The sequence below is a fragment of the Coxiella endosymbiont of Ornithodoros maritimus genome, from assembly GCF_907164965.1.
GTDB lineage: Bacteria > Pseudomonadota > Gammaproteobacteria > Coxiellales > Coxiellaceae > Coxiella.
The window spans coordinates 15,724-31,835 of record NZ_CAJRAM010000097.1; the positions used below are offsets into that span (position 1 = coordinate 15,724).

Below are 16,112 nucleotides of genomic sequence, written 5' to 3' on the forward strand. Positions count from 1 at the left end.
TTCATCTTTACAGGGTATTGTCTCAATACGCTTTTCAAACGGGTCACCCTTATTGGGTGTATCGTTTTTTAGGATGCTCCATTCATTACGCACAGGACTTAATCCAGCCCTACCATTCTATCGTCGTACCTAATGCGTCGGCGATAAAATTGATTACCGTGAGTTTATTGAAGCGGATAGGTTATACCAAGCCTCAACGAAGCGTGATTCAATTAAGTTCTAATCGCCATTTTACCTTAGAGAATTATACTTATCACTTACTAAAACACCTACTAGAAACCAAACAAAAGAATAATTAAGATACTTCAGTCGCTGGCCGATACTCGGTAAGGTTCTCATTAAAAAATATGTCGCCGATCCCAATTATGTTTTTTTTGAAACGGAAACCGACGTTGATTTATTTAAAATCATGCAAGATTGCAATTTAAATAAAGAGATAGATTCTTTTAATCTCGAATTAGCGACTTTACTGCGTGCTTATGGCGCTTATACGCTTAATATAGTGAGATATGTTCTCCATGGCTCTTCTCGGAACTGAAATTAAGGGGTTGTTTTTTTAATAGTCTAGCCGATTTCTGATTGACTAATATTCGTTCAATTTTTATTATTTATCTCATTTGTGATAAGGTTTTATGTCGAGACGAGGATCAGAAGGGCAAAGGTCGTGTGTGTTCTTTCAATCCTTCCCAAGAAATTACCTGAATTACGATGCCGATCGAATGGTTGCATTGAAACAGCGTGAATGGTGCCGCCACCGCGGAAAGCATAAATCAAGGTGATTTTATTTTTTGCCGTCCGATGACGCAAGATAGCACTGCCGATCCCTTTTTAGTTACACTTGGCTGTGGACCCTATCTTTGCGTGGCATTGTTTTCACCAGAAACAAAAACGACTACCTTAACTCATATAGATACTGCCATTGATGAGGCGGCCTTTGTGCGCACGATGGTAGATCAATGTCGGAATATCGGTGAAAAATCCACAGTCTGTATTCGTGAGTCTATTAGGCGGTAACGAGGATACATACAGTCAGGCGTTAGAACTGCTTTCCCTATTTGAGAAACACCAATTTAAAAGCGCTATTGTTGATTTAGGTCAGCTTAGCCGAATTCAGAGCTTTGCAATTTCGAGACAGGATGGCATGATTTACAAGTTTGATTTACGTGATGAGCTTTTAATTTTCGATCGATATGTTGATCATCATCAACACTATTTACTAGCAAAAAAAGAAAAAATAGAACTCGTCATTCAAGATAACCTTTATTTTATTGATTTAAAGACTCTGTTGTAGAATGTGATCCACCATTATTCCATAGAAAAACGTCGGTATTGTACAATAAGGCATTCGTTTTAAAAAATTTTGTAGCTAGGTTTAATTCTTGTAGCACAAAAGAACGGGGCATACTTCGAGGATTGTTATGTGAGATTAGTGACCTTTTTTATATCCGGTGGTACTTTTTTAATGCTGGCTACGAGGAATTTGATTTAATATTAAATCAATCGTTAGAACACATCACACAGTGCCCTCTTTCTAATGAAGAAAAACAGACAACGTTTACTGTCAGTTAAGGAAGTCATGGGGTAGGTATGGACCATATCATTACCACAAGTCACAGCGATTCCCATTTTAAACTTTATGATCTAGTGTAGGCGGGGTGGCGGGTTTAAATTTTTAGTCTTTACCACTTGCGGGTTATGTATGATATGGTCCGTACCTGACCATTCAGTAACTCATATCACTTATCCTTTCCGAAGGATGCTCGAGGTGTCGGTTAGTGTCCTCGTTGTTTTTTCTTTTTCTTCCCCTGTTTTAACTGAAGTTTCTTTTCTAGCCAACCTCCTTTCTCGGATCGGGACAGGACTTTCTTAACTTTTTTCTTTTTTCTAGTAAATAGCGCGTATGCAGCGAAGCGGAATACGGGCTACGTCGGTATAAAGAGTATAAACTACCGCGCAGAGATCGTCTGCTGTTACGAAGAAGCGCTCTGAGGTTGTTACAGGGAGTTAACTTTTCGGTTTAAATTCACGTAAATTTACGCTAGTATCCTTCATTTTATGTTACTTATAGTCTGTCTGTCATTGCTCGGATACAGTCTTCTACTGTGCCGTTTCTTTCGTTGGCCAATGGAGTCAACGCTTTACGCCGGGGTTAGTGCTGTTTTTGCTTCTTATCATTGTATTTGGCTTAATGGCTTATTATTTAGTGGTTTTGGATTAATGGAATAATGAGCTGGAGCGATGGTTGCCTTATGCGACCTACGTCATGTGCACGGCTTTTTACCCCTTAACAAGAGCCTGATATGCAGATCGATTACCCTCCGGGCAGTGCTCTTTGCTACTATTATTTTATGCAAAGGCACACTTATAAAAAGAATACTACTGCGTTTGCTCATTTGTTTCTTATCTTTATGCCTTTGCTTCTGTTAGTAAGGCACTCCAGATGGAAAGCCTAGTTATCACTTTTCATTGCTTCAATAGTTTTTTAATGCTACTGGTTTTAATGAAAGTTCGATTTGGTCCTGTTGGCAGCGTTATGGTAGACGGGTCAACCGCTTTTTGGGGCGGCGTCATTGCTAGCTATTTTCCTTTAAAAAAATTTAATCCTTGCGGTTTTATTTATTTTTTTCTGCCTTGAGGTCTTGATACCTTTTTACATCCTCATTCTCCCCTGACCTCTTTACAATATATAGAAGTCATAAGAAAATATTCGCTTTCCATGATCCGGCTCTTGCTTTTATTGCAATTTTAGATACTGCCACCCTTTTTATTTATAAAAAAACAATAGATCGTATAAATCAAAGGCGTTTATTACTTTCTCAAGCCTTATTGCTATTAGCCTATATTTTTATTTATTATCTTCATTTTATATCTATTTATATCATATACAACCACACCTTGTGCTCTAGTTGAATTTACTTTATCTTTTCTTCTTAATTTTTCATGGCGTCTAGATTGTAATTATTCTATTTCAAATTTTTTATTTTATTGACACGCCCATGAATTTTATAAAAATGAAAAAACGCGTCGCATCGTATCTTTTCGCTTTTCTTCTCATTCTGTTATTAGTATCTGTTTATAGCACTGTCGCTTGGTTGGTACAAAAATCTTGGTTATATAAATCTGACAGTATGATTTATTTGCGCTTTCAGGTACAAAAATTTTTTAGCGTAACAGCCAGTCATATACCCACCAACACTAGAATTGGTCTAATATGGACAAGTAATGATGCGCTGAAATTACATTTTCTAGCTTATGAATTATTGCCGCGATAGATTTTTTTACTTCAAAATAACCCATCCAAAGAACGATTCAAAAATCTCTTACCTAATTTCGATTATTTATTTTTAGTTAATGACGCGCCTAATTTAAAAGCAAATTATTACTCCTCATTGCGGAGGCTAAATCGAACTATCTTTCAAATCAATAAAAAAATGGATTATCGGTCGCCATCTATAAAATAAGAAATTTTAAGAAATAAATAAACTTTATCAACGCTTGGTATTGCTCACTATTGTTAGTGTTGCATTAGTGTTTAAATTAGGCTTGTTTTTCATTTTCTACCACGGGAATATTCACCAAACTACGCAACCAGATTCAGAAGGTTAGCTTGCGTCAGAAAAATTGTTAATTATGAATCAAAATTACTGTAATATTTTATTACGAACACCTCGTTATCCTACATTTATTGTGGTCCTATTTGCTTTATTTGGCTAACACCTTGCTGTTGTTATTATCACCCAAATTATCTTAAGTAGTTTACTCATCATCCCAGGATTTTACCTGGCCCGTCATTTATTTTCTCCTGTTGCTTCGTATATTGCTGCTACCATGATAGCCATCAATTTTCTATTTTTAAGTTGTACACTAATCATTCTAACTGACTTGCTATTCGCCATCGCTATCGGTTTTGTTTTTTTAATTGGTTCCTACTTATTTTCAGATCATCCCCGAAAATTATGGCTTAGCTTTTCGCCTGGCCTTGCGCTAGCGAGCGCTACTCTCATCCGACCCGTTAGTTATTATTTAGTTATTCCTCTATCCGTTGGAACCTTATGGTATTTCGTCCATCACTATTTTGCACTATTTTGGATGGAGAAAAACCATCATTAACCTAATTTTGTTGACTTTACCAAGTATTATATTCATCGGCGGCTGGCAGGTCAGAAACAAATTGATTTTTAGCACGTATACTTACACTAGTATTACGGTTAACAATTTATATTGGTATTACATGGGCAATATCATCCAAAAACAACAACGCATTCCTGTTGACGAAGTTAAATAATAACTAATGACTAAGTTAAAAAAAACAAGGATCATTATCTAGCGTTCAAGAAGATGATTTTATGACGAACACTGCCGTCACTTTTTTATTTCAACATTCAAAAGCATTGATGAAACAGATGCTAAAGGGGTTTTCCAATCTGATGATAAGTTCAGCTCATTCATGGGTACTTTTCTTTGAGCCTCATATTGAACTGGCGACCTTCAACCAAGGCAAACGGGATTTATTGCATCACCATTTTTCTAAATTGTTTTCGCAAAATAGTCTTAGTCAATTATTATTAATCGTTACAGCCATTCCTATGCGTTTTTTTCTATTCTTAAGCTACATTTTCATTGCGTTAGGAATCGTTATGTTACCTAAAACTGATATGAAGAAAAATAGGGTTTCTCATATTTTTTTATCGGATCGTGTGCTATATTTTATACTCGTCTCGTCAAGCTCAATTTCTTATGTAGGATTTCGATCTCTCTTTAAATTGATTCTTTTAATTTATGTCAGTTTTGGCTTGAGTAGTTTACTACTGTGGTTAAAACAGCAACATGCTAAATTAATTTTCCCGTCATTGATCAAGTCGCTTGATGAGAATTGAATAAAGAAAACTCGTCAATCGAACGCTTTTTGAATGCGAAATACTTTGTGAAACCGAAATTAATAAAGCCAATAACAATCACCGTAATAATTAAGGCGAAGATTGGACGCGTGTGTAAAACTGGGTAACGATACACGAGAGCAGTAAACATCAATACATGAATACAACTTTATTCAATAAATAAAAGCGTAACGCATCCATTCCTGAACTCGCCGAGAATCTTGTGAGCGGAAAGTGAAATAGCGATTCAAGAACCAAGTGATCGTAACCGCGATTAGATAAGAAAGTATTTTTGCAGGTATTAATCCCATTTTGGGTCGAAATAGGTAAAGAAATGTCATGTCAATAAGCAGCCCAATAACGCCGATGCTAAGGAATCGAATTAGCGAATATCGGTAAACAAATAAAATAAGTTTTTTAATCATTTTTATGTAAAATTTTGGTTAACAAAAAAATAGCGGAACCAACCAAGAAACAAGCTCTGTGATATCTATCTTAAAAGAATTTCATTATTGGTTAGCGGCGGTTCCATTGAGCAAAACGTCTTTGTGGAAAGTGACCATGATGAGTTTATATTTCATCGGTTCATCTTTTTTTTCGACGTGGATGTCCATTTTGGTGATTTTTTTATTGTCATCACACAAGATGGTTTTTGGTTGCTGAATGTCTCCATTAGTTTTCATCACCGTCAACTTACAATTTTTAAAATCTCAAAGATTGAAAACGGCACTCCATGCCAAATGGTCATCACGTTGATCGTTGTTTGGATCACTCAGACGAAGCCGCATTATTCCACCTGTAGTGGACCGTCCTTTCATCGCAGCGTCGCTGGTCACCTTTTCGAGACGAACGAATTAGAATTCTTGATCAGTAGAATTATTCACAACGACTAGTTTAAATTTATAATCGTTGTCTCCGTTTCGGTCGTGTATCAGCGCAAGGGCTCTGCACTACTAACAAAAGGATACGACGATTCCCAGAATAAGCTTTATAAGCTTCATATATCTTCCCTCCATTGAAGTTTTTGGTTACGGCTTGTTGACTATTATCAATAGGCCTTGTGCAGTAACAGTATAACCAGATTTAAGTTTTTTTCTAGCGTAACCTGTATTATAATTATTTTCAGCCCACACCATTAGCCAGCCCAACCCCACCCCGCATACTAGTTTTGGGCTAGCTGATCCAAATAACGTACGGGAGAGCCTCCTTTTACGCTATATTAATGAAGTAATTTTTTACATAAAGACATGTTTTGATAAGCCATCACTCTATATTTATAGTTAATCTTAGAAGCGACAACAAATTGGTCAATCACTGCTTTGTATCGTTTTTGACGACAAAGGAAAACGCCATAATTATCATGAACCCGGGCAGAATTGGGTGCTGAGCCAACGGCCCGTAGATAATACCTATTAGCTAAATCCGTATTTTCTTTTTGTAAGCTATCGTCAAGTAAACATTGACGTCAGAATAAAAGAGTGAATATGGTTTCGCGCAAGCAGAAATAGCAAAACCCATGAGGAAGATAATTAAAAATTGAAGTTAAGGCATCAACAAAGCGTATAAAGTTTCTAAGTTATTCTTTATACCGTAGTGATATTCAATTGCTTTTTTTTCACAAAATAAGAAGCGACCCTTTCGGGAGTCACTTCTTCAAGCTTCAAGGGTTGCCATTTCGGTGATTTATCTTTATCGATGATAACTGCGCGTACACCTTCAAAAAAATCTGGCGTCTGGAGAAACTGAAGAGCGATATTAAATTCCGTTTCCATGATCGCATTAAAATTCATGGCGCTCGCGCGCGTTAAGTATTCATAAGTAACTTTTAAACTGGTCGGCGATTTAGACAATAAAGTTTCTAATACCGTTTTGCTCCATTCCTCATTGTGTTTTTCTAATCGGGAAACAATTGCTTCGACGGATTCCGCTGCAAAACAATTTTCAATTAAGGTTTTTCGATTAAACAAAAGCGGCTCAATCTCGATGAAAAATTCATTAATGATATCGGTAACTTGACGATGATCCTCTGAAGAGAAAGGTGCATTTGCAAGAGCTTCAATTAAGGCATCTTGTTTTTCACTCGGTATAACGTGATTCACTAATCCCAACCATTTTGCATCACCTGCTCCAATACGATCACCGGTTAAACCGAGATAATATCCCATGTTGTTTTTACAACAAGAAAGGAAATAACCAGCACCCACGTCAGGAAAAAAACCAATGGCTGTCTCAGGCATTGCAAATAGCAACTGCTCAGTCGCTACGCGATGAGAGCCGTGCACAGAAACGCCCGCACCACCGCCCATAGTAATACCATCTAACAGCGCAATATAAGGTTTTTTAAAATGAAAAATTTCTGCGCTCACTCGATATTGGCTGTGAAAGAATTTTTCCACTGTTTGTAGATGTTCTTTTCCGTTCATATAAAGCGTGCGAATATCACCACCCGCACAGAAAGCCCGATCTCCAGCGCCCTTAATAACGACTGCTTTAATAGTTCGATCGCTTTTCCAACTCAACAGCTGTTCGTGCAATCGGCGGCACATATCACACGTCAACGCATTTAACACCTGCGGTCGATTTAAGATGATTTTACCCAAATTACCCTTTTTTCCGCGAATTTCGGAAAATAAAATATCGTCTTGCTGTGCCATGAGAACTCCTGTGGTGCCTATTTAGTAGTGGTTTCCTCTTTCTGGCTCAAGCCTAACAATAATACTCAAGACGCTCTGTGTTCGCCAATATTTCTTTCAGACCGCAATTACTAATTAAATCAAAGTGATACAGACGGACAAAAACTCCGTTATTTTGTACTATCCTTACTGAAGTGATTCAATTTCGAGAGGAGTTAAAATATGAAAATTTTTCTATTAACGGTTCTAATCCTTACAGGAAGAATAGGAGTTTTAGCACATGCTGCATGGAAGGGTGGTTGTTGAGATAAATAACATAACTACACAGCAAGTCCTTATGCCGTTATGCAAGGCGCCCTCCTGCAAAGATACTCATTTAAAGTTAATGTTCCCCAGGGTGTAATGCGCCCCTCTGTCGTATACTAGGCTATTCAAGCAAACTTTAAGAAAGAGCAAATAAATGACGCTCCACTGATGTTCTCTCTCACTAATGGTGCCACCCCATATTTACCTGTTCCAAAACAAGTGGCGCCTCAGGAAAAACTATTATAATTAAAGAAGAAGCTGGAAATATAATAAGGTTACGATAATTAACAGCTCCAATTCTTTATAGCAGCTAATAATCACCGACTATAGTCCTCTTTAGGTTGTTGGAAAAACGGGTCTCTTGACTCGCGCTCCACCAGTCGGTCTGATTTTAATACTGCAATTTAATCTGCCAATTGTGAAACAACGCCTAAATCGTGACTAATAAAAAGTAAGGTAATGTTGTGTTTCTTTTTTAATCCGTTCAATAAAATTAAAACCTGGGCTTGAATCGCCACATCGAGTGCGGTCGCCGGTTCATCCACGATAATTATTTCGGACTCACCCGCCCCGCCAGCGCCATTGCAATCATCGCTCGCTGACGCATACCACCGGATAATTGATGAGGATAGGAATGATAGACACGTGCTGAATTTTTAATGCCGACTTACTCTAATAATTGCAACGCACTTGATTGAATATCTAGGTATTTCTTTTTTAAAATTTCATTCATTTGTTGTTGGGTGGTTAATACTGGATTTAAAGCTCCGAATTTTGGGAGTAATTGCATAATAGCCAATGCCGTCATGCTTTTTCCACTATCAGATTCACACAGCAACGCTAGACATTGGTCACGCTGTAAACTTACACTAAGCTGTGAAATTGCCGGCTTCGCATTTCGAGCAAATGAATGCTATGGTAAGATGATTAATTCTGATTAACGGTTTAGCATTTTATTTTCCTACTCACTCTTCTTTCCGACTAGCAGAAGGGATTTGTAGCCCGTATTTCGCTTCGCTCCATACGAGCTACTTCTAGATTGTATCCGTCATTCTCAGCCGTGGCTCCAACGCATCGCGAAGAGCATCCGCAAATAGATTAGCAGCTAGAACTAATCCAAACATAAAAACAGCGCTCTGAAGTCTAATACCACCGTAATTAAAAAAAAGTGCATGACATTGGAAAAAAATGCCAAAAAATAATTTTTATTCGACTAACACCTATCACACGCGCAGCATCAACAAATTTTTGTTCGGGTAATTTTAATCTTTCGCCGCGGAGTAAACGACATAAATTAGCTCAACTCGTGATGCCTAAAATCAAACACAATGTTAATAATCGTGCATTAGCGCATTCGGCCAGCATAGGAAAATAAATCGGATGTGTAGCAATAAAAACTTGTAAAACTAATACCGATGCCGCGATCAACAATACGCCTGGAATAGAACTCAACGTTGTATATAAATACTGGAAATATCATCCACCCATCCGCCAAAAAATCCCGACAACATCCCCAATGACAAAGCAAAAGGTAGGATAAAAAAAGAAGTTAGCGCACCAATTAATAATTCGGTCCGAACGCTTTTTATTGCCTCATATAAAACACCCGTCCCTATCTAACCTGTTCCCAAGAGGTGATAATTAATTGCCAAAAAGTGAATGACCCACCCGAAAATTCAAATAAGAGCAAACGCAATCAACCCTTCCCGTCAGGCGATTTGTGTTTTCCTATGCCATAAACGGTATAAACACAGACGATAGGAAGCCCGTTTACGAAAAACTAAATAACTGAATACCAAAAAACTATTACAATTAAAATCAATAATCTGATTAAAATACCTGATAAATTTGACCAAACAATATCTTTGATTTGGTCTGTTGGATGTTTCAAGTGCCCCACACCGTAAACCAATCGCGGCTAATCCTGAATTTCATGCCCATTTGCCACAGATATAATCGCTTTTTTCTAAAGATGAGTAGAAAAAGGGACGGAATAAGTTTTCTCTGTTTGCACACCAAGCGGGCTGATTATCAGATCTAATAACGATTTAAATTGAGTCACTTGATATTGGTTATCAATCTTAAGATAGTAAAATGAACCGAATCTAATAAACTGACCACTGTGTAAATGCCTAAAATGAGCGGAAACATGATCGCTAATTTTTTTTGAAATAATTATTGTAACGATTCGCGAAAGACGTGTCGCTTTCTCGCATAAAAGAAAGCAATAACTGCAATGACGAATAATCCATAAATCAGCCAATCACTTAATAACAGTGTTAAATGAATTTGCATATGGAACCTTTTATCTTTTTGTCAATCGAACTCGTGGATCTACCAATGTGTAAGAAAAGTCAGTTAAGATTAGTCCGGCAATGTATACACCGTCTCCAAAACAATCATCGCTCGAACGATATCAAAATCTTGCTGCTGAATTGCATCAATCGTATAGCATGACGAAACTGGAGATGCCAAAAAAGGATTCCAAAATTAAACTATCTAGAAATAGTGTGGAAATAATGACTATCACGCATGTCAAAATCGGAATCAAACTGTTTTTCAAAATATGTTCGTATAACACTTTGAATTCGGATAATCCTTTGGCACGAGCGGTTCGCACATAATCCTTGCGTAACTCTTCGAGCAAAATGGTTCAATACCAACGGGTGCCAGCGCCCATACCACTGAATACACCGATTAAAATTGGCAGTATTAAAAATTTAACGGCGTCTATCCTATTTTGATAGCCCGATAGTGGGACCAGGCGCAATACTTTTCCGAAAAATATATTGCCCCATGATGACATAGAATAAACTGGATATCGACATGATGATTACACAAATCACCACACCGAATACGCCAAAATACGTAGCACGAAACAGCGCTAGGAATAATGCAAACGTGTGATATTAACCGCAAGCCCAACTAACAGCGTAGGTAAGGCAATCGCTAAGCTCAGTCACATGCGTTGACTAATGTCGTGACCGATATCATGTATGCTCCGAACGGTCAAAATGAAAAATAAAAAGACTCAATGATTTTGTAAAAATACTGTGTTAGTTATTTTTTTTAATTCCGCCTTCCTTCGTATTGAAGGATAGCGGTTTATCATAGCCACGTTCTTTTTTCAACGGTCAATAGCTGCTTGACTGACGTGCCGACCCCTAAATGTGCACAACCCATTGAATCGGGTGTATTAACCAGGAAAAATAAGGCAAAGGAAATAATTTCTCCTTGTTCTTTCTGCAAAAACAGAAATCTAGAATGCCAGCATTAATCACCTTTGCTCCTGGATTCCCGTTTTCGTGGGAATGATGTTATTGTAACGGTTGGCTTTCTCTCTCGACACTAATAGGTAATCATTAATGGAATAAATAATACGATTAATAACGCGATAATGACTAATAAAGGCCAAATCACCAGCTAATGCCATTTTTTTTGCAGTTTCGCTCACTTTTCTGGATCAATATGTTTATATTTTAAGGTATGGTCCGCAATACTATGCAATTTCCCTGACTTGTTCTCCTTCCATTGATGACTCAATGTGAAATTGATGGGATGCATTCTAAAAATCCACGGAGCGTCTTCTCGCACAATAGCGACTAACTAATTGATTAATTTTTTCCTCCCGTTCAGGCCCATCACGTAACGTTCTAATTTCTTCAAACAACTCATCTACTTTCGGATTGGAATAGTTTGCTGCATTTTCTCTCCCATATTTGACTTTTCCATTTGGCGAATAAAGTAGAAATAAAAAGTTTTCGGGGCCAGGATAATCAGCAAGGCACTCCCACGAAAAGATTTGCGCCTTTCCTGTTTGGACTTTCTCACGGAAGCAATTATAAAGTGTCGCTCGAATATTTAAAGTAATCCCCAATTTAGCAAATTCCTCTCTTATCCAGTCAAATCGCACCCGATTATCAGGACCGCCCATTGTTGCTATGTCGTAATTCAAAATGGGCGCTTTTCCTGTTTTTGGATCAACCCCACCAGGATAACCGGCCTCGACTAACAATCCTTTTGCTTGTGTTAATGAACGTCTTTTTGGTTTTTCGTCGAACCATTTTTATACACATAGGGATTAATACCTTCAGCGCCCTCAACGTACCCAAAAATAAATGGCGAGCTCCTTGGGCGGGAATGCCACGACCGTTATGGAAAATAGAAATAAACTCTTCATAATCTAATGCGATAGCAATCGCTTGGCGCAATTTTTTCTTTTTCTCACTATAGTCACCCACTATAGGGGCGAGCATATTAAATCCAATATAAAAAATTTCAGGCACTACGGTTGTTTGTAACCGCACACCCATCCGAATTAATTCCGGCCTTAAGTACGGCTTTCCTTCTCGATCCATCGCAATCGCTTGAGCAAAACTTTCGATATTAATTCGCGATTTATCATAGTAATCCTGCAAAAATTTATTTCATCGAGGGATGCTTTCTTTTTCCAGTGTGAAAACTATTTTTTTAATAAACGGCATCGGTTTTCCCGCGGCCTTCAGATAACCCGATTTTAAATATCCTGGTTCGCTCAAAAGGATACCATTCCCCATGGAAATTAGGATTTTTTAACAACACAATTTGTTTGTGAGCATTGTTCTCCACTAACCTATAAGGGCCTGTTCTAAGGGGATAAAAATCTAAACTAATATTTTTATCCATTAACACTTGCTGTGAATAAAAAGCCTTCGCTTTCCATAGGATAGGTGCAAAGAAGGTCATGACTAGCCAATATTTGAATTGGGGACAAATTCCTTTTAGAATAATTCGTTAATGATAACGGTCAATGATTTTAACGCCAGCGAGTAGATAACGCCGTAAATCCAAAAATTAGCGAATGAACGTTAGGAAAAGCAAGACGTTTTATTTCATAAACATAATCAGCCGCCGTTAATTCCCGAGTTCCGAGCTTTGGAAAATCTATAAGGTTACGAATGCCCCGAATAGGCCGACGATTAAGATTTAAATAAAGATAATTTCCTCTTTTAGTTTTAGCAAAAGCCAGGTGGGGTTGATAATAGATGCTAGGTTTTATATAGGGATTTCATAAACGCTGTATCCAACTTTGCTTGGATTTGGATTCGCCGCCAGTTTATACCAATGCTTACCATAATATGAAACTACCGGTATCGCTTTTGCTGTCAGCGGGATTAGCTGATAAGGCCTTTTGAGGTAATGGTATTGCAATAGCGATTCATAAATCTGCGCAATGATTTCAATTTCCTCGGAAGAATAAGCGTGAGCAGAGTCTAAAGACTTGGGAAAGCCAACGATAGCGGCATAACGTACGTTACGGGTGCCTTCTTTTTTATCTAGATTGTTTAAGACCGAGGCCACGCTCCCGGTATACAACAAACAAAGGGCTACAATGAGCGGCCCTAAGGTTTTTTCTTTGAAAAAGTTGCGTCTAAAATCCCTGTCATGTAGGCTACATACCCTATTCGGTAATTCACGCGATGTTAAAGCACGATTGGCAAACCCAATTAAAGAGAGCGATTTCCAACCCCACTGAATTGTGGAACGAACTTCAGCTTGACCCACAAACTTTAGCGCCGGCTTGGCACGGTGCTGATAATTTTGCGCTGCGTGTGCCTCGCGGATTCGTTGAGCGAATGGAAAAAGGAAATCCTAACGATCCCTTATTATTGCAAATATTGCCCAAGCGGACGAGCTTATCGCTTATCCAGGCTATTCCTCTGATCCTCTCAATGAAAAACAGTCGAATTTAATACCGGGCTTGCTACACAAATACCATGGTCGGGTATTAATCACACTCAGCGGCGCTTGTGCCATTCATTGCCGTTATTGTTTCCGACGCCATTTTCCTTATGAACAAAACACCCCGGGAAGGGCTCTGGCTGGGGCCGCATTTTTGATTACCTTAAAGCGAATAGCAATATTCATGAAGTTATTTTAAGTGGAGGCAACCCTTTAATGATAAAGGACGAGACCTTAACGGTATTTGTTTCAAATGTGCAAGCCATCCTGACGATTAAGCGTTTGCGTGTTCATACACGACTTCCCATCGTCATTCCTGAACGCGTTACCGCGGAATTAGTAAACCTTCTTTCGTGCACCCGTTTGCAAACTACCGTCGTCACCCATTGCAATCATCCCAATGAAATTAATCAAACTCTCATCGATGCATTGGGTTCGCTACGCCGGTCGAAAGTTAGCTTGTTGAATCAATCCGTCTTACTAAAAAATGTTAACGATGATTGCAAGACACTGATTGATTTAAGCGAACGATTATTCGATGTAGGCGTTTTACCTTATTATCTTCATCTTCCCGATCATGTAACCGGGGCTGCGCATTTTGAGGTGAGCGAACAAAAAGCACAATGGTTTCTCGCCGAAATGATGACGCACCTTCCCGGCTATCTGGTTCCGAAATTCGTTCGAGAAATTCCCGGCGCTTTGTCTAAGACGCCTTTAAGCATTGATTCCGCCACTTGCGCAGTGGGATCAGGTTTAATTACGCAATAAGTGCAGAAGGTACATGATCTTCTGTTTCCGATAGCAATGGAGGATTGTCATTCTTAGAGAAACACTTCCATAAATCTTCCCAGCACCAGGGTTTTTGTTCTGGAAGATTGCTATTTTCAGCGATTTTAACCAGAGAACGCTTATTCTCAATCGCTTGAATCGCAGGGGTTCTCTTTTCTTTCATCAGAGGAATCCAACTAGCAAATTCTTTCTCAAGTTGATTTGAATTTAATATTCTAGCACTTTCCAATTTAGCTAACATAACTTTGAATATGATACGGATTCTCATGACTATATCTTAATAAAAAAATCCAGAATTGGATTAAAAAAGAAAAGCATACCCGTGAAATTACATCCTATTCCCGCGACGATTGTCATCCACAGTTCGTTCAGATTAGCATCTACTCCCTCCTAAGGACTTAGAGGAGGATTATTAACGAAAAATTGTAAAGTCCCATTCTGGGCAAGTTGCTCATAACGCACTGTTTCTTCCTCCATGCCCGACCCAGAAAAATAGGCAGCAGTCCCAGTGCCACCAAGGGTGGCCAACAAGACTGCGGTCTTTATTATTTTCTCTGGCAGCTTTCTCGAATTATGTACCCCCAAGACCCGGATTTGTTCCAAGGACTTGCGAAAGGTGGGTGGAAGTTTCAAGAGCAAAAGATAATAAAAAAGCGGTGGTTGTGGCGGAAATAGAGTTTAGCCCACAATTATTTTCGAGTTGGGGGGTTCCTCCAACCTTCTGCCGCCAGCTGTTGAAAAAAGACCAAAAAAATGTTGCACGGCTATGAGGCCCCCGACTTGAAACGCTTTTTCGATGGTGTTTTTATAAATATCGTAACCTGTCCATTTGTTGGGATTTTCTTTTATCGTATCATAAAAAACTTCAATAAATCGTTCTGGGGTTTTCTTATTAATCCTTTGCACCGCGGGATTTAAATAATTTTTTCTAAGTCTTTGCGCAATTGTACCAATTCTGGAAAGGGACTGAATTGCTCTAACAGCGGATTAATTAAATATCCTACTGCTCCAGGCAAACCAAGCGTACGGCGCCTGTAAAGGTATATACAAGTGATACCCCTATTGAGCCATAAAAGAGCCACGTCGAAGAACCCCTTACGGCATCTTCTGCAATTTGTTCTCCTGCAATAGCGACAATAATCCCAGCCGCCAAACCGGATAAGGAGAAAGCAAAATGAGTCTTGGTGACACGTTTAGAATTATAATTAATGAGTACTTTACCAAAGAATTGATCGAAAAATACAGCCGCAGAAGGCGCATTGACAAGAGCGAAAATAACGCCATCACCCACCCCCCGAGGAGCGCTTAATTTATAAAAAACGAAACAAAGTGAGGTGGTATAGGCTGCATTCACGATTGTTTTTCCAATTTTAAAATAATTAATACGATTTTTTTTCAACTCTTTTTCAATCGCCTTTGAATCCTACTCTAGTGTGACGACAATAACTTTATTCTCCAAAGGGATATTTTGATCAGCACAATCAGTCAGGTCTGTGCTATTTTCGTGTACGTTTAGATCGGAAGGTTTTTGTGAATCTTTGGATCAATTTTATTCTCAGAAACTTGTTCGGAAGGCAAGGTCGACGTTGAATCAGTATCATCATCATTTCGCATTGCATATTTCTCCTAAAAAAATTAAAGGTTGAGAAGAACTTCTCATAAAAATTACTGCTATTTTAAAATCCAAATATTAAAAAAATATTAATTATTATTTTTTTAACAAAAAAACATCTCTATACATGACGAAAGCAGTTCAGTTGATGAAATAGTGAGAAAAGCTGCTGAG

9 protein-coding genes and 12 pseudogenes are annotated in these 16,112 nt (G+C 38.3%); 6 read left to right on the forward strand and 15 right to left on the reverse strand.

The annotated features are described in order from the left end of the window. The first annotated feature begins 17 nt into the window (after positions 1-17). From OWO34_RS08370 to OWO34_RS08380, 3 genes are all read left to right on the forward strand, one after another. Positions 18-299, forward strand: coding sequence for a hypothetical protein (locus tag OWO34_RS08370; RefSeq protein ID WP_267257179.1), 282 nt, complete (start codon positions 18-20; stop codon positions 297-299). A 439-nt stretch (positions 300-738) separates the two neighbouring features. Continuing rightward, a complete protein-coding gene (locus OWO34_RS08375; RefSeq protein WP_267257180.1) occupies positions 739-1,014 on the forward strand; it encodes a hypothetical protein in 276 nt (91 codons plus the stop codon). Further along, positions 971-1,291 (forward strand): hypothetical protein, encoded by a 321-nt coding sequence (locus OWO34_RS08380; protein WP_267257181.1) that lies wholly within the window; start codon positions 971-973, stop codon positions 1,289-1,291. The genes OWO34_RS08375 and OWO34_RS08380 overlap by 44 nt, the downstream gene beginning before the upstream one ends. A gap of 481 nt (positions 1,292-1,772) precedes the next feature. Here the strand turns inward: OWO34_RS08380 and OWO34_RS08385 are convergent. Next, positions 1,773-1,883 (reverse strand): annotated as a pseudogene (locus tag OWO34_RS08385) (YjdF family protein); the annotation flags it as partial. 172 nt (positions 1,884-2,055) lie between these two features. Here OWO34_RS08385 and OWO34_RS08390 point away from each other — a divergent pair. Beyond that, a pseudogene (locus OWO34_RS08390) lies at positions 2,056-3,478 on the forward strand (hypothetical protein). Then, positions 3,475-4,877 (forward strand): annotated as a pseudogene (locus OWO34_RS08395) (dolichyl-phosphate-mannose--protein mannosyltransferase). The pseudogenes OWO34_RS08390 and OWO34_RS08395 overlap by 4 nt, the downstream one beginning before the upstream one ends. On the opposite strand, the pseudogene OWO34_RS08400 reads toward OWO34_RS08395, so the two are convergent. The 13 genes and pseudogenes from OWO34_RS08400 to OWO34_RS08455 all read right to left on the reverse strand — a co-directional run bounded on the left by OWO34_RS08400 (position 4,855) and on the right by OWO34_RS08455 (position 13,174). Continuing rightward, positions 4,855-5,302 (reverse strand): annotated as a pseudogene (locus OWO34_RS08400) (GtrA family protein). The pseudogenes OWO34_RS08395 and OWO34_RS08400 overlap by 23 nt on opposite strands. 84 nt (positions 5,303-5,386) lie before the next feature. Next, positions 5,387-5,695: pseudogene (locus OWO34_RS08405) on the reverse strand (hypothetical protein). Positions 5,696-6,096: 401 nt separating this feature from the next. Next, a pseudogene (locus tag OWO34_RS08410) lies at positions 6,097-6,395 on the reverse strand (tetratricopeptide repeat protein). Positions 6,396-6,460: 65 nt separating this feature from the next. Beyond that, positions 6,461-7,552 carry an enoyl-CoA hydratase/isomerase family protein gene (locus OWO34_RS08415; RefSeq protein WP_267257188.1) on the reverse strand — a complete coding sequence of 364 codons (1,092 nt, stop codon included), beginning with the start codon at positions 7,550-7,552 and terminating at the stop codon, positions 6,461-6,463. 584 nt (positions 7,553-8,136) lie between these two features. Then, positions 8,137-8,585 (reverse strand): annotated as a pseudogene (locus OWO34_RS08420) (ATP-binding cassette domain-containing protein); the annotation flags it as partial. A gap of 6 nt (positions 8,586-8,591) precedes the next feature. Beyond that, positions 8,592-8,754, reverse strand: a pseudogene (locus tag OWO34_RS09965) (ABC transporter ATP-binding protein); the annotation flags it as partial. 96 nt (positions 8,755-8,850) lie between these two features. Next, positions 8,851-10,111, reverse strand: a pseudogene (locus OWO34_RS08425) (ABC transporter permease). Positions 10,112-10,121: 10 nt separating this feature from the next. Beyond that, positions 10,122-11,044 (reverse strand): annotated as a pseudogene (locus tag OWO34_RS08430) (ABC transporter permease); the annotation flags it as partial. Positions 11,045-11,093: 49 nt separating this feature from the next. Beyond that, complete coding sequence (locus OWO34_RS08435; protein ID WP_267257182.1) at positions 11,094-11,270, reverse strand: hypothetical protein; 177 nt, start codon at positions 11,268-11,270, stop codon at positions 11,094-11,096. A 111-nt stretch (positions 11,271-11,381) separates the two neighbouring features. Next, complete coding sequence (locus tag OWO34_RS08440) at positions 11,382-11,831, reverse strand: periplasmic substrate-binding domain-containing protein (protein ID WP_267257183.1); 450 nt, start codon at positions 11,829-11,831, stop codon at positions 11,382-11,384. Next, a complete protein-coding gene (locus OWO34_RS08445) occupies positions 11,797-12,234 on the reverse strand; it encodes an ABC transporter substrate-binding protein (protein ID WP_267257184.1) in 438 nt (145 codons plus the stop codon). The genes OWO34_RS08440 and OWO34_RS08445 overlap by 35 nt, the downstream gene beginning before the upstream one ends. Before the next feature lie 52 nt (positions 12,235-12,286). Continuing rightward, positions 12,287-12,541, reverse strand: coding sequence for a hypothetical protein (locus OWO34_RS08450; protein ID WP_267257185.1), 255 nt, complete (start codon positions 12,539-12,541; stop codon positions 12,287-12,289). Positions 12,542-12,850: 309 nt separating this feature from the next. Continuing rightward, the gene (locus OWO34_RS08455) at positions 12,851-13,174 is read right to left on the reverse strand and encodes a hypothetical protein (RefSeq protein ID WP_267257186.1); all 324 of its coding nucleotides are present in this window, start codon (positions 13,172-13,174) and stop codon (positions 12,851-12,853) included. Positions 13,175-13,275: 101 nt separating this feature from the next. On the opposite strand from OWO34_RS08455, the pseudogene epmB reads away from it, so the two are divergent. Next, positions 13,276-14,305: pseudogene (gene epmB / locus OWO34_RS08460) on the forward strand (EF-P beta-lysylation protein EpmB). Here the strand turns inward: epmB and OWO34_RS08465 are convergent. Further along, positions 14,295-15,940: pseudogene (locus tag OWO34_RS08465) on the reverse strand (CBU_1863 family Dot/Icm T4SS effector). The pseudogenes epmB and OWO34_RS08465 overlap by 11 nt on opposite strands. Positions 15,941-16,112 lie beyond the last annotated feature (172 nt).

What these genes read in the sequence shown, in the direction of transcription:
- OWO34_RS08450 (WP_267257185.1), bottom strand. Translation starts at nt 12,541, where the DNA reads ATGACCTTCTTTGCACCTATCCTATGGAAAGCGAAGGCTTTTTATTCA.